This window comes from Burkholderia mycopellens (genome assembly GCF_964265025.1).
Lineage (GTDB): Bacteria > Pseudomonadota > Gammaproteobacteria > Burkholderiales > Burkholderiaceae > Burkholderia.
In genome coordinates, this window is the sequence record NZ_OZ183803.1 from 2,468,663 (window position 1) to 2,485,520 (window position 16,858).

Sequence of the window (16,858 nt, forward strand, 5' to 3'; positions counted from 1 at the left end):
CGGTTCGCATGGGCATAGGCGAATCCACACTCTCCCCAATCCTGCTCCGCTATCCACATGACGCCGCCTCTCCGGGACGCCTCCCACCTCATCCGCCGCCTCAACCCCCACTGCACGCGTGCGCTCGAAGCCGCGGCGAGTCTTTGCCAGACCCGGCTCGCGGACGAAATCGCGGTCGAGCACTGGGTGCTGAAACTGATCGAAGCGGACGACGGCGACATTCCGGCGATCCTGCGTCACTACGATCTCGATATCGATGCGGTGTGGGATGCATTGATCGACGTGATCGACCGTATGCCGCGTACGTTGCGCGGCATGCCGGCGCTGTCACGGCAACTCGCCACGGTGATCGAGGACGCATGGACGCATGCGGTGTCGGACAATTCCGACGGCACCATTCGCTCGGGCCACCTGCTGCAGGCGATCGTCGACGCGCCGCACGTGTTGCGCACGCAACGCGCGTGGCCGCTGTTGTCGGTTTCGAGCGCGCAGATCCGACGCGTGCTGCCGCGACTTGGGCGACGCTCGTCCGAGAACGCGTCCGACGACATGACGTTGCCGCCGATAACGTCGCCAACCGCGGATCAATCCGGCCATGTCGCGACGGATGCCTCCGCCGATCGTCATGCGCCCCAGGCACCGTCGCGCACCACCGACGACAACGCCCTCGCGCGCTTTGCGCTCGACCTGACCGAGAAGGCCCGTCTTGGCGAGATCGACCCCGTCTTCGGCCGCGACCGGGAGATCCGGCAGATGATCGACGTGCTGTCGCGCCGCCGCAAGAACAACCCGATCCTGGTCGGCGAGCCGGGCGTCGGCAAGACCGCACTCGTCGAAGGGCTCGCGTTGCGCGTGATCGAAGGCAGCGTGCCGGAGACGATCCGCGACACGCGCATCCTGACGCTCGACCTCGGCTTGCTGCAGGCCGGCGCAGGCGTGAAGGGCGAATTCGAGCAACGGCTAAAGAACGTGATCGACGAGGTGCGGACATCGACGACACCCATCCTGCTGTTCATCGACGAAGCGCATACGCTGATCGGCTCGGGCAACGCGGCAGGCGGCGCCGACGCGGCCAACCTGCTCAAGCCGGCGCTCGCGCGCGGCGAGTTGCGCACGATCGCGGCAACCACGTGGGCCGAGTACAACGAATATTTCGAACGCGATGCCGCGCTCGAGCGGCGCTTCCAGGTCATCAAGGTCGACGAGCCCGACGACGACACGGCCTGCCTGATGCTGCGCGGGCTCGCCAGCCGCTTTGCAAAGCATCACGACGTCCACATTCGCGACGAGGCGATCGTCGCGGCCGTGCGGCTGTCACGCCGCTACATCCCGGCCCGGCAGCTGCCGGACAAGGCTGTCGATCTGATCGACACGGCGGCCGCGCGCGTGCGCATGGCGCTCGACGTGCCGCCGGTCGAGCTGCAGCAGGCACGCGCGACGCTGACGGCACTCGAACTGGAACGCACCGCGCTCGATGCGGATTCCCGTGCCGGGATCGGCGACGTCGCCGGGCGACGCGCCACGATCGACACGGAATACGACGCCGTACGCGACACCATAGACACGCTGCTTGGCCAGTACACGCGAGAACGCGAACTCGTCGACCTGCTGCGCACCCTTCGCGGCGCGGCCGGCCCCACGCCTGATCCGGCGGCCGTTACCAATACCATCGACGCGCTGGCAACCATTCAGGGCAAGTCGCCGATGATCGCCGCCGACGTCGATGCGCAATCGATCGCGCGCGTGGTCGCGGAATGGACCGGTGTGCCGGTCGGCAATCTCGTCGACGACGAACTGCGCAGCCTGCTCGCGCTCGAAACGACGCTGGCCGCGCGTGTGGTGGCGCAGGCCGATGCGATCGGCGCACTGGCGGAGAGCCTGCGGACCGCCAAGGCCGGGCTGAAGAACGACCACGCACCGCTCGGCGTGTTCCTGCTCACCGGGCCGTCCGGCGTCGGCAAGACCGAAACCGCGCTGGCACTTGCCGACCTGTTGTTCGGCGGCAAAGCCGCGCTGACGACGATCAACCTGTCCGAGTACCAGGAAGCGCATACGGTATCGCAGCTCAAGGGCTCGCCGCCCGGCTACGTCGGTTACGGACGCGGCGGGGTCCTGACCGAAGCCGTACGTCAGCGTCCGTACAGCGTCGTGCTGCTGGACGAAGTCGAGAAAGCGCATCGCGACGTGCTCGACATTTTCTATCAGGTGTTCGACCGCGGCACGATGCGCGACGGCGAAGGGCGCGAAATCGATTTCCGCAACTGCGTGATCGTGATGACGTCCAATCTCGGCAGCGCGCAAATCGACGATGCAACGGCCGAGAATCCGGCGATCACGCACGAAGCGCTGCGCGAAACCGTCCATCCGCAGTTGGTCGCGCACTTCCAGCCCGCCCTGCTCGCACGCTTTCAGACGCTCGTTTACCGGCCGCTCGACGCTGCCGCGCTCGCATCGATCGTGCGAATCAAGCTCGACAGGATCGCCGAACGCCTCCATCGACAACACGCGGTGACCCTGACGTACGCAGACGATCTGATCGAATCGATCGCGCGGCACTGCGTGTCGCGCGAATCCGGCGCACGCAGCGTCGATGCATTCCTGAACCAGCGCGTGCTGCCGGTCGTCTCGCGCGAACTGCTCGCCAGGATGGCATCAGGCGCGACGCCGCGACACATCCTGTTGTCGGCCACTGCCGAAGGATCGTTGACGATCGACTTCGTCGATGCGCCGGCGGCCGGCGATACCGGCACTACGCGGCGAAACGACCGATGACCGCCGGCCCGTCGCTGTATGACATGCTGCTCGGCCAGATCGGCGGCGAACCGATTGGCGCTCACGACGATCGCACGCTCGAATGCCTGAGCGTGCAGCAGAACGTGCGCCGCATTCTCAATACGCGGGCGGGCTCGCTCAAGCATCTACCCGACTACGGGCTGCCCGACCTCACGAACATCTACATGGCATTGCCCGCATCGGCGCATTTGCTCAAGCAGCAAATGGAAGCAACGCTGCTGAAGTACGAGCCGCGCATTCGCTCGATCGACGTCGGGATCGTCGACAATCGCGATCCCGGCATCCTCGTCAGCTTCGAGATGACGTGCCACCTGAAGAACGCCGGGCTCGTGCGATTCGGCACCTACTTCGAGCCGCCGGGCCGCCTGCGCGTCGAACGACGCATCGACCTGCCGTGATCTCGCGCCGTCACTGCTCGTGCGCAAGATGCGCGGCAAACCCCACTTTCTCCGGCACGATCTCCGGCTTGAGCGTCAACGCCGGAATCTCGTAATCGCCCGCGTTCTGCCGCCGAAACGGAATCGGCTGCGTCGTCCACAGTTCATCCAGACGCTTGCCCAGCGCCGCGCGCGTGTCGTCGAAGCGCGCATCGTTCATCTTGCCCGTCCGGTAGATCACGAACGGCGGCAGCACATCGAAGCCCGGGTAATACAGCACGCCGTGCTGAATCGGGAACAGCACGTCGTCGATCGGCCCGTTGATGCCGCGCGGGCTGTAATGCGATTCCCACCCGCCCGTCGTGACGATCACCATCGCGCGCTTGCCGGCAAACGCGCCTTCACCGTAGCGATCGCCCCAGTGCGTATCGGAATGCTCGCCGACACCGTACGCAAAACCGTACGCATACACGCGCTCGAACCAACCCTTCATGATCGCCGGCATCGAGAACCACCACAGCGGAAACTGCAGGATCACCGCGTCAGCCCACTTCAGCTTGTCCTGTTCGCGCGCGATATCGTCGCGCTGCGTGCCCGTCTCGAATGCATGCTTCGAGTCGAGCGCGGGATCGAAGCGCGCATCGGGCGCACGATCGGTCACGTCGTTCGCATCGAACGCGGCCTTCCAGTTCATCGCGTACAGGTCGGTCACCTGCACCGTGTGGCCGGCCGCTACGAGACGCTCGACGGCAAAGTCGCGCAACGCGCCGTTCAGCGAGCGCGGCTCGGGATGGGCATACACGATCAGCACATTCATGTTCGTCACTCCGTCGATTGAATGACTGCAGGATGCCGCTACCCACGCTATATTTGAAATGAATTCATGATATTCCAGGTATAGCCATGAATAATCTCAGGCGACTCGATCTGAACCTGCTGGTCACGCTGGACGTGCTGCTCGCCGAGCACAACGTCACGCGCGCGGCCGAGAAACTGAACATGTCGCAGCCGTCGGTGAGCGTGCAGCTGCAGAAGCTGCGCGACCTGTTCGGCGATCCGCTGCTGCTGCCGGGGCCGCGCGGAATGCGGCCGACCGCACGCGCGGAAGCGCTGCGCGAGCCGTTGCGCGACGCGCTCGAAGCCGTCGAGCGTGCGGTCGTTCCGGCCACGCCGTTCGATCCCGCGACCGCGACGAACACGTGGCGGGTGGCCGCGACCGACTACGGCGAATCGACGATCGTGCTGCCCGCGCTGAGCACGCTGCGCTCAGCCGCGCCCGGTACGCGACTCGCAGTCGTCGAACTCGTGCCGCCGCGCATCGAGCAGGATGCCGAACGAAATGGCATCGATCTCGCCTTCCATACGACCGAAGGGTCGCCGCCCGGCATGCGGCGCTTGCCGCTGTTCGTCGAGCGTTACGTGCTCATCGGTCGCGCCGGGCACCCGAAGCTGAAGCGGCGCCCGACGCTCGCGCAGTTCGGCACGCTCGAGCACGTGATCGTGTCGCCCGACGGCGGCGGCTTCGTCGGCGTAACGGACGAAGTGCTCGCGAAGGTGGGCACCACGCGGCGCGTCGTGCTGTCGGTGCCGCATTTCCTGTTCGTGATGTCGGCGGTCGCCAGCACCGATCTCGTCGCGATGCTGCCCGAGCGGCTGGTGCGTGACGTGCCCGCGCTGCGGGTGGTGGAAGCGCCGGTCGAGGTGCCCGGTTATGAAATGTCGATGCTGTGGCATGAGCGCGTGCATCGCGATCCGGCCCATCGGTGGCTGCGGGAGACCATCGCGGAATCGGTATAAGCGGAACGCGGCCAGCGGAATCGGCGCGACAACGCGCGACCGGCGCTCGCGTGCCGGCTTCCAACGGCTTCCGGCATCCGCTCGCGTCCGCGACGACAAGATTCTTCATCCGGGACTTGAAACCGCCTTGAACACTGTATATATTTACAGTGCTTTTGCACCATTTGACCCGAATTCCGTCATCCATCGACGGACGGATTTTTGTGAGGCGACCATGTTCCAGGCATCCGCATTCGATCCCGAGCAACCCGGCTTCAACCCCGTCCAATTCGAGCGCGCCGCGCAGCGCGCGGTCGTCGATCTGCAGCGTGTCGCGGGCGGCCCCGCGCAGCGGGCGCTCGGCCTGCGGCGCCGCACCCATCCTGCGGCCGTCCGCACGATGAGCTGGCAGGCGCTGCTGAACGTCGAAGAGCTGGCATTCTCGAATGCCGGTTTCCTGAGCCGCAACGATCCGGCCGTCGTCGACGCATTCATCCGGCTGCGCGACAGCCGCCTGGTCGCCGCGGACGTCGAGGAGCCGGTCGACTGGCGCCGCGACGACGACGACCTGCCGGCCATCTACCTGATCGTCAAGGCGATGCTGGAAGCGGAAGAGGAAGAACGCGCCGAAGCGGCCTGAGCCGTGTGATGGCCGTGCGCGGTCACGGTCTGTCGAGGCCGCGCCGCCACGTTGCGTGGCGACGCGCCCGGCGCTGCTGCCCGTTTCATCCCCGCGCCGACGAATCGGTACCCCGGACGGTGAGTCACGAACCGCATCGCAGGCGGATCACCGCCACGCGGCGTACGTCCGGCATACGTCCTCCGGGCGGTGGTCGCAGCGACCGCCCGTTACAACCGTGCCGCGAGCCGCGCGCCCTGATCGATCGCGCGCTTCGCGTCGAGTTCGGCGGCCAGTTCCGCGCCGCCGATCAGGTGCACCGAACGCCCGGCCGCCTGCAGCGGCGCGAGCAGCGCGCGCTGCGGCTCCTGCCCCGTGCAGAGCACGATCGTGTCGGCTTCGATCAGTTCGTGATCGGTGCGTTTCTCGCCGTACGACACGTGCAGGCCGCGCGCATCGATCAGTTCATAGTTCACGCCGCCGATCATCTTCACCTGCTTCATCTTCAGCGTCGCACGGTGAATCCAGCCGGTCGTCTTGCCGAGCCCCTTGCCGAGCGGCGCGGCCTTGCGCTGCAGCAGCGTCACTTCACGCGCGGGCGCCGTCACCTGCGCACGCGTGACGCCGCCACGCGTCGTGGCCGGGTCCGTCACGCCCCACTCGGCCTTCCATTCTTCCAGATCGAGCGCAGGCGATTCACCCTCCTGCACCAGATACTCGGCGACATCGAAGCCGATCCCGCCCGCGCCGACCACCGCGACCCGCCGGCCGACCGGCTGCCGGCCCGCGAGCACGTCGATGTAGCTGAGCACGTTCGGCCCGTCCTGCCCCGGAATCTTCGGGTCGCGCGGCGCCACGCCGGTCGCGAGCACGATCTCGTCGTAGCCGCCCGCGATCAGGTCGCTCGCGTCGACGCGGCGGTTCAAGTGCAGGTTCACGCCGGTCAGCTCGACCTGGCGGCCGAAGTAGCTGAGCGCTTCGTGGAACTCTTCCTTGCCCGGAATCCGCTTCGCCATGTTGAACTGGCCGCCGATCTCGGCCGCTCCGTCGAACAGGTCGACCTGATGGCCGCGCTGCGCGAGCACGGTCGAGCATGCGAGCCCGGCCGGCCCCGCGCCGACGACCGCGATGCGCTTCGGCTGCGGCGCGGGCGTGTATTTCAGCTCCGTCTCGTGGCACGCGCGCGGATTCAGCAGGCATGACGCGATCTTGTTCTTGAACGCATGATCGAGGCACGCCTGGTTGCAGCCGATGCAGGTGTTGATCTCGTCGGCCCGACCCTGCGCGGCCTTGACCACGAACTCCGCATCCGCGAGCAGCGGGCGGGCCATCGACACCATGTCCGCGCAGCCATCCGCGAGGAGCTGCTCGGCCACTTCGGGACGATTGATCCGGTTGGTGGTCACGAGTGGAATGCCGACCTCGCCTTTCATCTTCTTCGTCACCCAGGCGAACGCGCCGCGCGGCACCGAGGTCGCGATCGTCGGCACACGGGCTTCGTGCCAGCCGATCCCCGTGTTGATGATGGTCGCGCCCGCGCGCTCGACGGCCTTCGCGAGCTGCACGGTTTCGCTCCAGTCGCTGCCGTCCGGAATCAGGTCGAGCATCGACAGCCGGTAGATCAGGATGAAATCGCGGCCGACCGCTTCGCGCGTGCGCTCGATGATCTCGATCGGCAGGCGGATGCGGTTCTCGTACGCACCGCCCCACTGGTCGGTGCGCTTGTTCGTATGCATCGAGATGAACTGGTTGATCAGGTAGCCTTCGGAGCCCATGATCTCGACGCCGTCATACCCGGCTTCACGCGCGAGCGTCGCGCAGCGCACGAACGCGCGGATCTGCCGCTCGACGCCGCGCGCGCTCAGTTCGTGCGGCGCGAACGGCGAGATCGGCGACTTGATCCGCGACGGCGCGACCGCGAACGGGTGATAGCCGTAGCGGCCCGTATGCAGGATCTGCAGCGCGATCTTGCCGTCCTCCGCGTGCACGGCATCCGTGATCTCGCGATGCCGCCGCGCGGCGGCCGACGTCATCAGCGTGCCGCCGAACGGCTTGGTCCAGCCGGCCACGTTCGGCGCGAAGCCGCCCGTCACGATCAGGCCCACGCCGCCGCGGGCGCGTTCGGCGAAATACTCGGCGAGCCGCGGCAGCGTCTTGCGGCTGTCCTCGAGGCCCGTGTGCATCGAGCCCATCAGCACGCGGTTCTTCAGCGTCGTGAAGCCGAGATCAAGCGGGGCGAGCAGGTGGGGAAAGGTCGTGGTCATGATGATCGTGCCGATAAGCGATGCATGACATCGTAGGCGCGCGCCGCCTTGAACGTGAGGGGGCAAACAGCCATAATGCTTGTCATTTCCGGCCAAATCGACATGACCTCCCCTCTCGCCAAGGACCGCCTCGGGCTGCGCCGGCCGACGATTCCCGTCGCCTATACGCGCCTGCTGCTGCAGGCGCTGGCCGCGCGCGGCGTCGACCTGGCCGCCGTGCGCGCCGGCACGGGCCTGCGCGACGCGGTACTGGCCGAACCGGACGCGCGCGTCGCGCCGTCGCAATGGGGGCGGCTCGTGCTCAATGCGATCGAGATCGGCGGCGATCCGGGCATCGGGCTTGCGTTCGGGTTGCTGTTGAAGCCGACCGTGCACGGCTTTCTCGGCTACGCGACGCTGACCGCGCGGGACATCCGGGAAGCGCTGTCCGTCACGCAGCGCTACTTCCGGATGCGCAACCGCCAATATCGCCTGACCTATGAAGAAGACGAACACGGCGCGACGCTCGAACTGCACGGCGTGCAGGCCAGCCCGGTACTGCAGCATCACGTGATGTTCGAGTTCGTGCTGACGGGACTCGCGCAAAACATCTCGCAATGGGCCGGGCGCGCGTCGCCGCCGATCAGGCTGCAATTCGCGTGGCCTGAGCCGCCCTATTTCGCGCGCTATCGCGATCAGTTGCCGCCAGTCGAATTCGGCTGTGCCGCCAACGCGCTGTGGATCGCGCGCGACGTGCTCGACTGGCCGCTGCCGCTCGCCGACGAAGTCGCGCACCGGCAGGCGCTCGTTCAGGTGGAACGCGAGTATGCGCAGGTGCGTCAGGACGAAGGCGATCTGGTCGAACGCGTGCGCGCGGAGCTCGCACGTGGCGCCGGCGATTACCCGGGGCCGGAGACGCTCGCCGACGCGCTGCTCGTGTCGACGCGCACGCTGCGGCGCCGGCTGGAGGAAGCCGGTTCGAGCTATCGGCAATTGCTCGACGAAGCGCGGTTTCGCGACGCGAAGCAGTTGCTCGCCGCGTCGGATCTCGACCTGAAAACGATCGCCGAGCGGCTGCAATTCACCGACCCGGCGAATTTCACGCGCGCGTTCCGGCGCTGGGCCGGGCAGACGCCGAGCGCGTATCGCGAAGCGGCCGCGGGTACCGCGCACGGATGATGCGGGATTGCGGGCGACACGACGTGCCTGCGCGGGCGTTCATCGGTATGATCGATGCCACGCCAAAGCGGCGCCGACCGGCGCCCTCTCCCGACCATGCGCCATCACACCACCGTGATCGAATCGACGATCGACCGCATCGATACGAACCTCATCCGGGTCACGGCCGACATCAGGAAGGTGCCGCTTTATCGCCTGACGATGCAGGGCGCGTGCTACTTCATCTCCGCCTACGACATCGACGCAGAGGCGTTCAAGCAGATCGATCAATTGAAGCCCGGGATGGCTGTGCGCGCGTGCATCTTCGACGATCGCGGCCGCCGCCGGATCGCGTGGATCCGAAGCAACGATCTGGCAATCGCCCCTTACGATGCGTTCAGACAGAAGAACAGCAACCTGTCGCTGCTCACGTGGGCGTCATGCTTCTTCATGCTGAGCCTGCTGATTGGCGCCGCCGCCTTCAAACTGGGCTGGGCGCTCGTCGTCGCACTCACCCTGTTCGTGACCATCGTCAGCCTGCTGGGCACGCTGCTCGCGATCGCCGGTCTCTCCGAGCTGGCCCTCCAGCCCCAGCGGCGCGAGGCCCACGAAAGGTGGCAACTCGAACCGGTCGGTTTCACGGCGGAACGGAGCAGCCCATGACCGATCTCACCATGCAGATCGCATCCGGTTGCGTGACGTCGGTCAGCCAGCAGACGATCAGTACGGACGTCTGGAGCAACAACCTCGGCTGGACCAGGCAGAGCATCGAGGAGATCGCGCTGCAGCTCGACACGTTCGATGCACCGCTCACGGTCAGGACCAGCGGCACGCGCAACCTGTTCATCGTCGCGGGCGACCGGTTGACGGTCGCGTACGCCCGAAACCAGGATCGCCGCGCCATCTACGGGATCCGCAACGCGATCGACGGCTCCGTGTATCTCGTTCGCACCGCCAAGGTCGCGAGCGCCCGCACCGACGTTTTCGTGACGATCGGCCTGCTGGTCGCGCTGGCCTTCATCGGCGGCATCATGTGTGCGGTATCGCGCAGCACGAGCGGGATGCTCGACGCGTTTGCGTGGTTCGCCTCGGGCGCGATCGGCCTGTTCGTGCTGAGCACGCTCCTGCGTATCGTGTTCGGCGTGATCGTGTGGCCGGAGGTTCGGCGGCTCGCGCAGCCCGGCGGCAAGCGCGAAATGAAGGCCGCCCGGCATGCACTGTCGCTCGCGAAGGACGACGCGCCGCACATTCGCTTCATTTGAGCCGCCCCGGCGCACAACGTGTCACGGGTCGATGCCGATCCGCGCGCCGCCGTCACCCTCGCCCGCTTCGATCCGCACCTCCCCCTTCGCGGCAACGATCGCGTCGTACACGTCATCGGTCACGCACACCACCGGCACCGCGATCGCGTACAGCTCGGCAGCGACGATCGCGCCGATCGAGATGATCAGGTCGCGCTCCTTCAGCACGATCCCGACCGGCCCCGTGCCGTTGCGCACGGCTTCCGCGAGCACGCTGCTGCTCGAACTCGAGCCCTTCGCGTGCGGCATCACCATCACCTTGCCGGCGAGGCTCGCGCCGGCTTGCGGATGCCCGCGATCGACGATCCTTCCCGCGCCGGAGTCATAGCCGCCCCAGAAGCTGAGCGGCTTGTCGAGCACGAACGGGCGCGCGCGTGCGCGGCCCGGTACGAGCGTGTCGCCCGTCAATACCTTGCGCGTGACCTCAGTCATCGAATCGCACCTTTCCTTCGTACGCCGAACGCACGCATTCGCGCATGCTGCCGTACGCGACCGTCACGCCGATGTTCGCGGGCGCATACGACGCCCATTTCCCCGAATTGGTCATCACGAGCCCCGACAGTTGCTTCATCACCGGCGTGATGTACGTGCAGGTGTCGACGACGATCTGGATGCCGCGTGCAGCGAATTTCTCCGCGAGGCCGGCTTCGTCCAGCTCCCACAGGATGAACCGGCTCGTGTTCACGTAGAAATCGCAGGCCGGCTTGCCGTCGAACGCGTCGAGCAACGCATCGAGCGTGCGGAATTCAGCCAGCGAGAAATGCGGCGTGCCGAGCGCCACCGCGACGAGCGCATCGCCGGCCGCGCCGTGGTTCAGCGTGCGGCGAATCTCGTCGAGATCGGCCATCGCGACGTCTACCGTGCGCTGCGCCGCTTGCCCGTGCAACGCGGCGTCGAGCGTCGGTGCCTCGGGTGTCACGCCGACCGCGTGGAACAGCGCGACGGCCCCGCTCGACGCGGCGGCCGCACCGAGCGCCTTGAGTTCGTCTTCGGTGGTATCCGCCGGCAGCCCGACGATCGCCGGCACGACCGCCCCCGCGATCCTGCCGATCAGCAGCCCGAGCGCGGCGAAATGGATATCGCGCGACGGCAGGCGGCTGAAGTCCGGCGCGTTGAACACGATCCGCGCAGCGCGGTTCGCTTCGACATGCAGCCCCGCATACGGCGCACGCCCGGTGATCGCGGCGGCCAGGTCGAGAAAATCGCCGTACCGGCTCGTCCGCGCGCCGAGCACCGAGTTCGCGAACACGATCGCGTTCGATTCGGCCCACGCGATCTGCTCGCCTTTCGCGGGACGGTTCTTCAGCTGGTACGGCGCACACGTGAAGCTCGATTCGCAGCCGAGCTGCAGATGCGCGTCCATCAGGCGTTGCGCATCGCGCTGGATCGTGCGATCGCCGTGATACAGCTCGGGATGGATCAGGTCGAGCGACCCGACGTTCAGCGTGGTCGGCACCGCAACCTTCGCGCCGGTGTCGACGAAATACTCGACGAAGTCGAGGCTCGTCCGGCCGTGGTAAAGACAGCCGTCGATATGGGCGGACGTGATGTCGATCAGGTGCGGCGCGGACATCACTTGCGCCGTGCGCGCGACGATCCGCATCGCGCGCGCGACGCCATCGCCGAAATCCCCGCGCAGCATGGCGCTGTCGCGGTCACTCAACTGCAGCATCGATTGCTCCTCTGACGCGTGCCGGCGGCGCCGATCGGTGAAACTCGTCAGGGGACTCTACAACTGGAAATAAAAACTGTCCAGATTGCCATCGATCCGGACAGTTTAAAAACCAATTTCCACTCTCGAACGCCAATGAAGCGGTCAATGGCTCGAATTTCGCTCCAGTTTGCCGCCGATCGCTCTAGCGTTCCGCGGTCACGCTGAACAGCTCGTCGCGCAGCGCCTTCGCGCGGTCGCGGCCGAACTGCATCTCGAATTCGTCCTGCGCGGCCTGCCATGCGACCCGCGCCCGCGCGAACGTGTGCTCGCCCTGCTGCGTGAGGCTCAGTGCATGCGCGCGCGCATCGTGCGCGGATGCGGCCGTCGCGACGACACCGTCGCGCTGCAGCGGCTTCAACGCGCGCAGCAGCGTCGTGCGATCCATCACGAGCGCATCGGCGAGTTCGCTCATCAGCAGGCCGGGCTGGCGCGCCAGGTTCGCCATGATCGAGAACTGGGCGGGCGTGACCCCAACCGGGGCCAGATGGCGCTCGTACAGTTGCGTGACGAAGCGCGCCGCCTGACGCAGCGCGAGACAGTTGCACGCCTGGGCAATCGAGGTGTCGTTCATGCTCCGCAATTTATATGTGCATATGCATAAAGTCAATGTACACTCCGCCGTAACAAGGCCGGTGGCCGGCCCTCGCGTCAAGGAGATGGACATGGACTACATCGACAAGCTGCGGATTTTCCGGTCGGTGGTGGAGATGCGCAGCTTCACGCGCGCCGCCGACATCCACGGCCTCGCACGGCCTGTCGTGTCGCGCGCGGTCGCGGATCTGGAAGCGCGTTTCGGCAGCCGGCTGCTGCACCGGACCACCCGCCAGGTGTCGCTGACCGAAACGGCCGAGCGCATCTACGAGCGCTGCGCGGCCGTGCTCGACGAACTCGACTCGCTCGAGGCGGAAGCGCAGGCCTCGACGCGCGAGCCCGAAGGCCTGCTGCGCCTCGTCGCGCACACGACGGCCGCGCTGAACCAGCTGGTGCCGCTGATCGCCGGCTTCAAGGCCGCTCACCCGAGGGTGCGCCTCGACGTGACGCTGACCGAGCGCCCGGTCGATCTGGTCGGCGAAGGCTACGACATCGGCATCGTCGTGCCGTACATGCTGACGAACGAATCGACCGTCGTGCGGCTCATCGAACGGATTCCGCTCGTGATCGTCGCGACGCCCGCGTATCTGCAAGCCCGTTCGCGCCCGGTCACGCCGGCCGACCTCGCCGACCATCCGTTCGTGCCGATGTCGCCGTCGCTGCGCCGGCCCGCGCTGTCGTTCCACGTCGACGGCAACACGCTGACCGTGCCGTTCCGCTTCGACATCTCGTCGAACAGCCCCGTCTTCAACCGCGAAATGGTGATGCATGACTTCGGCATCGGCGTCGTGCCGAAGACGCTCGTCGGCGCCCAGCTCGCGTCGGGCGCGCTCGTGCAGTTGCTGGCCGACGCCGATCTCGTCGACGGGTTCGTCGAGATCAAGCTCGCGTACGCGAACCGCGCGCTACTGCCCGCGAAGGTCAAGGCGTTCATCGACTACACGGCCGCCTACTGCGACCGCGAAGGCTGGATTGTTCCGGCCGCGGCCTGATCCGGCGCGCGAACGCACCGGTCTGCCGCCGATTGGTACAGCCACGACACCAATCTGATCCTGCCCCGGCCATCGATTCGCACCGCCCCTCGCCCTAACATGTGTACATGCACAAGACCACGCTCACCGATGACGATTGCTTCGCCGTCCGGCAAGCCGCCCGCCGGATCTCGCAGTTCTACGAACGTTATCTGTCGCAGGCGGGCGTGACGCCGTCGCAGTACAGCATTCTCGCGCTGCTGCGCGATCGGCCGGGCCTGACGATGGCGACGCTGTCGGCCGTGCTGGTGATCGAACGCACCGCGCTGCTGCGCGCGCTCAAGCCGCTCGTCGGCGCGGCGCTGGTGGCGGGCCGGATCGAGCCGCCGTGCCGCCGCCAGACGTTCGCGCTGACCGAGCACGGCGAAACGAAGATCGCCGACGCGCAGGTGCACTGGCTCGCCGCGCAGGAAGCGTTCGAGCAGCGGTTCGGGTCGACCCAGGCGGCCCGCCTGAGAGACGAACTGTTCCGGATCACGCACAACCTCCCGGAACGCTAGCCCGTTCCCCGATCGACGACACGACGTCGATCGCTTTGATTAGTGCATATACATAGGTGAATCGATGGATACGACCCAAGGCGCTGCCTCATCCCGTGAAGCAGCCACTCTCGACCGGCCCGCGAAGCAACAGCGCCGTGTGCCGTGGATGCGCATCGCGGTGGGCGCCGTCGTCATCGTCGTCGCCGCCGCCGCGCTCGACTGGCTGTTCGTGCTGCGCTTCCAGGAGAGCACTGACGATGCGTATGTCGGCGGCGACGTGACGGTGCTCGCGCCGAAGGTCAACGGCTTCGTCGACAGGATCCTCGTGACCGACAACCAGCGCGTGAAGGCCGGCGACGTGCTCGTGCAGCTCGATGCGCGCGACTACGACGCGAAACTCGCACAGGCCAGCGCCGAGGTCGACAGCGCGCGCGCCGCCGTGACCGAACTCGAGGCGAAGCAGCAACTGCAATACGCGGTGATCGGCCAGCAGGCGGCCGACAAGAGCGCATCGTCGGCCGAGCTGACGCGTGCCGCATCGGATCGCGTGCGCTACCGCGAGCTCGTGAAATCCGACGCCGTGTCGAACCAGATCGTCGAACGCGCGGACGCCGATTACGCGAAGGCCGGCGCCGCCGTCGAGCGCAGCGACGCCGCGCTGCTCGCATCGAAGCGGCAGCTCGACGTGCTCGGCGCGCAACTCGCCGACGCGCGGGCCCGCGTGAACACCGCGCTTGCCGCGCAGCGCGTCGCCGCGCTCAACGTCGAATACACGACGATCCGCGCGCCGGTCGACGGCTACGTCGGCAATCGCACGGGCCGCGTCGGGATGCTCGCGAACGTCGGCGTGCCGCTGCTGACGATCGTGCCGGCTTCCGGACTGTGGATCGACGCGAACTTCAAGGAAGACCAGCTTCGCAAGATGCACGCGGGCGATCGCGTCGACGTGTCGCTCGATGCGTCGAGCACACGCCTGCACGGCCGCGTGGACAGCCTCGCCCCCGCCACCGGCGCCACCTTCAGCGTGCTGCCGCCCGAGAACGCGACCGGCAACTTCACGAAGATCGTCCAGCGCGTGCCCGTGCGCGTGCATCTCGATCCGCAGCCGGGCCTCGACCACGTGCTGCGCCCCGGCCTGTCCGCGGTCGTGACCGTGCATACCGATCACGCAAACTGAGCGGGAGACGACGATGACCACCGCGTTTTCCGGCGACCCGGCGTCGCAACCGACCAAGCAGCGCGTGTTCGCCTTCGCGCTGATGTGCGTCGGCTTCTTCATGGCGACGCTCGACATCCAGATCGTCGCGTCGTCGCTGCGCGACATCGGCGGCGGCTTGTCCGCGAGCCAGGACGAACTGTCGTGGGTGCAGACGGCCTACCTGATCGCCGAGATCATCGTGATCCCGATGTCGGGCTGGCTGTCGAAAGTGATGTCGACGCGCTGGCTGTTCACCGCATCGGCCGTCGGCTTCACGATCACCAGCATGCTGTGCGGGCTCGCGTGGGACATCAATTCGATGATCCTGTTTCGCGGGCTGCAGGGTGCGCTCGGCGCCGCGATGATCCCGACCGTGTTCACCACCGCGTTCGTGCTGTTCCCCGGCAGGCAGCGGCTGATCGCATCGACGACCATCGGCGCGCTCGCATCGCTCGCCCCGGCGATCGGCCCCGTGATCGGCGGCTGGATCACCGATCAATGGTCGTGGCACTGGCTGTTCTACCTGAACCTCGTGCCGGGCATCGCGGTGGCCTTGCTCGTGCCGCGCTACGTGCATATCGACGAACCCGACCTCAGCCTCGTCAAGCGCGGCGACTATCTCGGCATCGCGCTGATGTCGGGTTTCCTCGGCTGCCTCGAATACGTGCTGGAGGAAGGCCCGCGCAAGAACTGGTTCGGCGACGACGCGATCGTGATCTGCGCATGGATCTCCGGCATCTGCGGCTTCCTGTTCATCGTGCATGCGCTGACCGCGAAGGATCCGATCGTCGACCTGCGCGCGCTCGCGGTGCGCAACTTCGGGATCGGCAGCCTGCTGTCGTTCGTGACCGGCATCGGGATCTTCGTGACCGTGTTCCTGACGCCGCTGTTCCTTGCGCAGGTGCGCGCGTTCAGCTCGCTGCAGATCGGCCTGGCGCTGCTGTCGGTCGGCGCGTTCCAGCTGATTGCGCTCTGTGCGTATGCGTTCGCCGCGCGCTTCTTCAGCCTGCGCGCGCTGCTCGTGTTCGGGCTGATCTGCTTTGGGCTCGGCTGCTACCTGTACACGCCGATCACGCACGACTGGGGCTGGCGCGAACTGCTGCTGCCGCAGGCGCTGCGCGGCATCGGCCAGCAGTTCAGCGTGCCGCCGATCGTGACGATGGCGCTCGGCTCGCTGCCGCAGTCGCGCCTGAAATCGGCGAGCGGACTGTTCAACCTGATGCGCAATCTCGGCGGGGCGATCGGCATCGCGGTGAGCGCGACGATGCTCAACGACCGGCTGAACTTTCACTATCTGCGCCTGAACGAGCACGTGAGCGCCGGCCAGCCGCAGATCGCACCGCTGCTCGATCGCCAGGCCGCGTACTGGACGTCCGTGGCCGGCAACACGCTGGACACCGCGCAAGCCGGCCTGGCGAACCTGCACCACCTGATCTATCGCGAAGCGCTGACGCTCACGTATGCGGATGCGTACTACGCGCTGTCGCTGTGCTTCGTCGTCGCGCTGATCGCGGTCGTCTTCTCCAAACCCATTTCCCTGAACGCGCCGCCGCCGGACGCGCACTGAGGTTGAGG

At 66.9% G+C, this 16,858-nt stretch carries 16 protein-coding genes; 11 read left to right on the forward strand and 5 right to left on the reverse strand.

Features of this window, described 5'->3' with window-relative positions:
- The first annotated feature begins 57 nt into the window (after positions 1 to 57).
- Together tssH and tssE are read left to right on the forward strand one after the other, a co-directional pair.
- On the forward strand, positions 58 to 2,772 hold the full coding sequence (gene tssH, locus ACPTTC_RS29275; RefSeq protein ID WP_423394968.1) for a type VI secretion system ATPase TssH: 2,715 nt from the start codon (positions 58 to 60) through the stop codon (positions 2,770 to 2,772).
- A complete protein-coding gene (tssE, locus tag ACPTTC_RS29280) occupies positions 2,769 to 3,191 on the forward strand; it encodes a type VI secretion system baseplate subunit TssE (RefSeq protein WP_423394969.1) in 423 nt (140 codons plus the stop codon). The genes tssH and tssE overlap by 4 nt, the downstream gene beginning before the upstream one ends.
- 10 nt (positions 3,192 to 3,201) lie before the next feature.
- Here the strand turns inward: tssE and ACPTTC_RS29285 are convergent, their stop codons facing one another.
- Positions 3,202 to 3,987, reverse strand: coding sequence for an NAD(P)H-dependent oxidoreductase (locus tag ACPTTC_RS29285; protein ID WP_423394970.1), 786 nt, complete (start codon positions 3,985 to 3,987; stop codon positions 3,202 to 3,204).
- A gap of 86 nt (positions 3,988 to 4,073) precedes the next feature.
- On the opposite strand from ACPTTC_RS29285, the gene ACPTTC_RS29290 reads away from it, so the two are divergent.
- Together ACPTTC_RS29290 and ACPTTC_RS29295 are read left to right on the forward strand one after the other, a co-directional pair.
- Positions 4,074 to 4,967, forward strand: a complete 894-nt coding sequence (locus ACPTTC_RS29290; RefSeq protein ID WP_423394971.1) for a LysR family transcriptional regulator — start codon at positions 4,074 to 4,076, stop codon at positions 4,965 to 4,967.
- A gap of 214 nt (positions 4,968 to 5,181) precedes the next feature.
- The gene (locus ACPTTC_RS29295) at positions 5,182 to 5,586 is read left to right on the forward strand and encodes a DUF2471 domain-containing protein (protein ID WP_423394972.1); all 405 of its coding nucleotides are present in this window, start codon (positions 5,182 to 5,184) and stop codon (positions 5,584 to 5,586) included.
- Between the two features lie 209 nt (positions 5,587 to 5,795).
- Here the strand turns inward: ACPTTC_RS29295 and ACPTTC_RS29300 are convergent, their stop codons facing one another.
- A complete protein-coding gene (locus tag ACPTTC_RS29300) occupies positions 5,796 to 7,829 on the reverse strand; it encodes an FAD-dependent oxidoreductase (protein WP_423394973.1) in 2,034 nt (677 codons plus the stop codon).
- Between the two features lie 75 nt (positions 7,830 to 7,904).
- On the opposite strand from ACPTTC_RS29300, the gene ACPTTC_RS29305 reads away from it, so the two are divergent.
- Genes ACPTTC_RS29305 through ACPTTC_RS29315 form a run of 3 tightly spaced genes read left to right on the forward strand, consistent with a single transcriptional unit; the run spans position 7,905 to position 10,228 of the window.
- Positions 7,905 to 8,987, forward strand: coding sequence for an AraC family transcriptional regulator (locus tag ACPTTC_RS29305; protein ID WP_423394974.1), 1,083 nt, complete (start codon positions 7,905 to 7,907; stop codon positions 8,985 to 8,987).
- A 54-nt stretch (positions 8,988 to 9,041) separates the two neighbouring features.
- Positions 9,042 to 9,629 carry a hypothetical protein gene (locus ACPTTC_RS29310; protein ID WP_423394975.1) on the forward strand — a complete coding sequence of 196 codons (588 nt, stop codon included), beginning with the start codon at positions 9,042 to 9,044 and terminating at the stop codon, positions 9,627 to 9,629.
- The gene (locus ACPTTC_RS29315; RefSeq protein ID WP_423394976.1) at positions 9,626 to 10,228 is read left to right on the forward strand and encodes a hypothetical protein; all 603 of its coding nucleotides are present in this window, start codon (positions 9,626 to 9,628) and stop codon (positions 10,226 to 10,228) included. Before ACPTTC_RS29310 ends, ACPTTC_RS29315 begins: the two co-directional genes overlap by 4 nt.
- A 21-nt stretch (positions 10,229 to 10,249) precedes the next feature.
- On the opposite strand, the gene ACPTTC_RS29320 is transcribed toward ACPTTC_RS29315, so the two are convergent.
- The 3 genes from ACPTTC_RS29320 to ACPTTC_RS29330 all read right to left on the reverse strand — a co-directional run bounded on the left by ACPTTC_RS29320 (position 10,250) and on the right by ACPTTC_RS29330 (position 12,552).
- A complete protein-coding gene (locus ACPTTC_RS29320; RefSeq protein WP_423394977.1) occupies positions 10,250 to 10,699 on the reverse strand; it encodes an aconitase X swivel domain-containing protein in 450 nt (149 codons plus the stop codon).
- Entirely contained in the window at positions 10,692 to 11,939 is a 1,248-nt protein-coding gene (locus ACPTTC_RS29325) for an aconitase X (RefSeq protein ID WP_226195157.1), read from the reverse strand. Before ACPTTC_RS29325 ends, ACPTTC_RS29320 begins: the two co-directional genes overlap by 8 nt.
- Positions 11,940 to 12,123: 184 nt before the next feature.
- On the reverse strand, positions 12,124 to 12,552 hold the full coding sequence (locus ACPTTC_RS29330; protein WP_423394978.1) for a MarR family winged helix-turn-helix transcriptional regulator: 429 nt from the start codon (positions 12,550 to 12,552) through the stop codon (positions 12,124 to 12,126).
- 91 nt (positions 12,553 to 12,643) lie between these two features.
- Here ACPTTC_RS29330 and ACPTTC_RS29335 point away from each other — a divergent pair, with 91 nt between their 5' ends.
- From ACPTTC_RS29335 to ACPTTC_RS29350, 4 genes are all read left to right on the forward strand, one after another.
- Positions 12,644 to 13,564: a LysR family transcriptional regulator gene (locus ACPTTC_RS29335; protein WP_423394979.1), complete on the forward strand. Its 921-nt coding sequence runs from the start codon at positions 12,644 to 12,646 to the stop codon at positions 13,562 to 13,564.
- A gap of 107 nt (positions 13,565 to 13,671) precedes the next feature.
- On the forward strand, positions 13,672 to 14,103 hold the full coding sequence (locus ACPTTC_RS29340) for a MarR family winged helix-turn-helix transcriptional regulator (RefSeq protein WP_423394980.1): 432 nt from the start codon (positions 13,672 to 13,674) through the stop codon (positions 14,101 to 14,103).
- A 64-nt stretch (positions 14,104 to 14,167) separates the two neighbouring features.
- Entirely contained in the window at positions 14,168 to 15,262 is a 1,095-nt protein-coding gene (locus tag ACPTTC_RS29345) for an HlyD family secretion protein (RefSeq protein WP_226195160.1), read from the forward strand.
- A gap of 13 nt (positions 15,263 to 15,275) precedes the next feature.
- Positions 15,276 to 16,850 carry a DHA2 family efflux MFS transporter permease subunit gene (locus ACPTTC_RS29350; RefSeq protein WP_423394981.1) on the forward strand — a complete coding sequence of 525 codons (1,575 nt, stop codon included), beginning with the start codon at positions 15,276 to 15,278 and terminating at the stop codon, positions 16,848 to 16,850.
- Positions 16,851 to 16,858: the final 8 nt, after the last annotated feature.

Bases quoted from the DNA above. Each gene is read 5' to 3' on its own strand.
- tssH (WP_423394968.1), top strand. From the start codon at position 58: ATGACGCCGCCTCTCCGGGACGCCTCCCACCTCATCCGCCGCCTCAAC.
- tssE (WP_423394969.1), top strand. From the start codon at position 2,769: ATGACCGCCGGCCCGTCGCTGTATGACATGCTGCTCGGCCAGATCGGC.
- ACPTTC_RS29285 (WP_423394970.1), bottom strand. From the start codon at position 3,987: ATGAATGTGCTGATCGTGTATGCCCATCCCGAGCCGCGCTCGCTGAAC.
- ACPTTC_RS29290 (WP_423394971.1), top strand. From the start codon at position 4,074: ATGAATAATCTCAGGCGACTCGATCTGAACCTGCTGGTCACGCTGGAC.
- ACPTTC_RS29295 (WP_423394972.1), top strand. From the start codon at position 5,182: ATGTTCCAGGCATCCGCATTCGATCCCGAGCAACCCGGCTTCAACCCC.
- ACPTTC_RS29300 (WP_423394973.1), bottom strand. From the start codon at position 7,829: ATGACCACGACCTTTCCCCACCTGCTCGCCCCGCTTGATCTCGGCTTC.
- ACPTTC_RS29305 (WP_423394974.1), top strand. From the start codon at position 7,905: ATGCTTGTCATTTCCGGCCAAATCGACATGACCTCCCCTCTCGCCAAG.
- ACPTTC_RS29310 (WP_423394975.1), top strand. From the start codon at position 9,042: ATGCCACGCCAAAGCGGCGCCGACCGGCGCCCTCTCCCGACCATGCGC.
- ACPTTC_RS29315 (WP_423394976.1), top strand. From the start codon at position 9,626: ATGACCGATCTCACCATGCAGATCGCATCCGGTTGCGTGACGTCGGTC.
- ACPTTC_RS29320 (WP_423394977.1), bottom strand. From the start codon at position 10,699: ATGACTGAGGTCACGCGCAAGGTATTGACGGGCGACACGCTCGTACCG.
- ACPTTC_RS29325 (WP_226195157.1), bottom strand. From the start codon at position 11,939: ATGCTGCAGTTGAGTGACCGCGACAGCGCCATGCTGCGCGGGGATTTC.
- ACPTTC_RS29330 (WP_423394978.1), bottom strand. From the start codon at position 12,552: ATGAACGACACCTCGATTGCCCAGGCGTGCAACTGTCTCGCGCTGCGT.
- ACPTTC_RS29335 (WP_423394979.1), top strand. From the start codon at position 12,644: ATGGACTACATCGACAAGCTGCGGATTTTCCGGTCGGTGGTGGAGATG.
- ACPTTC_RS29340 (WP_423394980.1), top strand. From the start codon at position 13,672: ATGCACAAGACCACGCTCACCGATGACGATTGCTTCGCCGTCCGGCAA.
- ACPTTC_RS29345 (WP_226195160.1), top strand. From the start codon at position 14,168: ATGGATACGACCCAAGGCGCTGCCTCATCCCGTGAAGCAGCCACTCTC.
- ACPTTC_RS29350 (WP_423394981.1), top strand. From the start codon at position 15,276: ATGACCACCGCGTTTTCCGGCGACCCGGCGTCGCAACCGACCAAGCAG.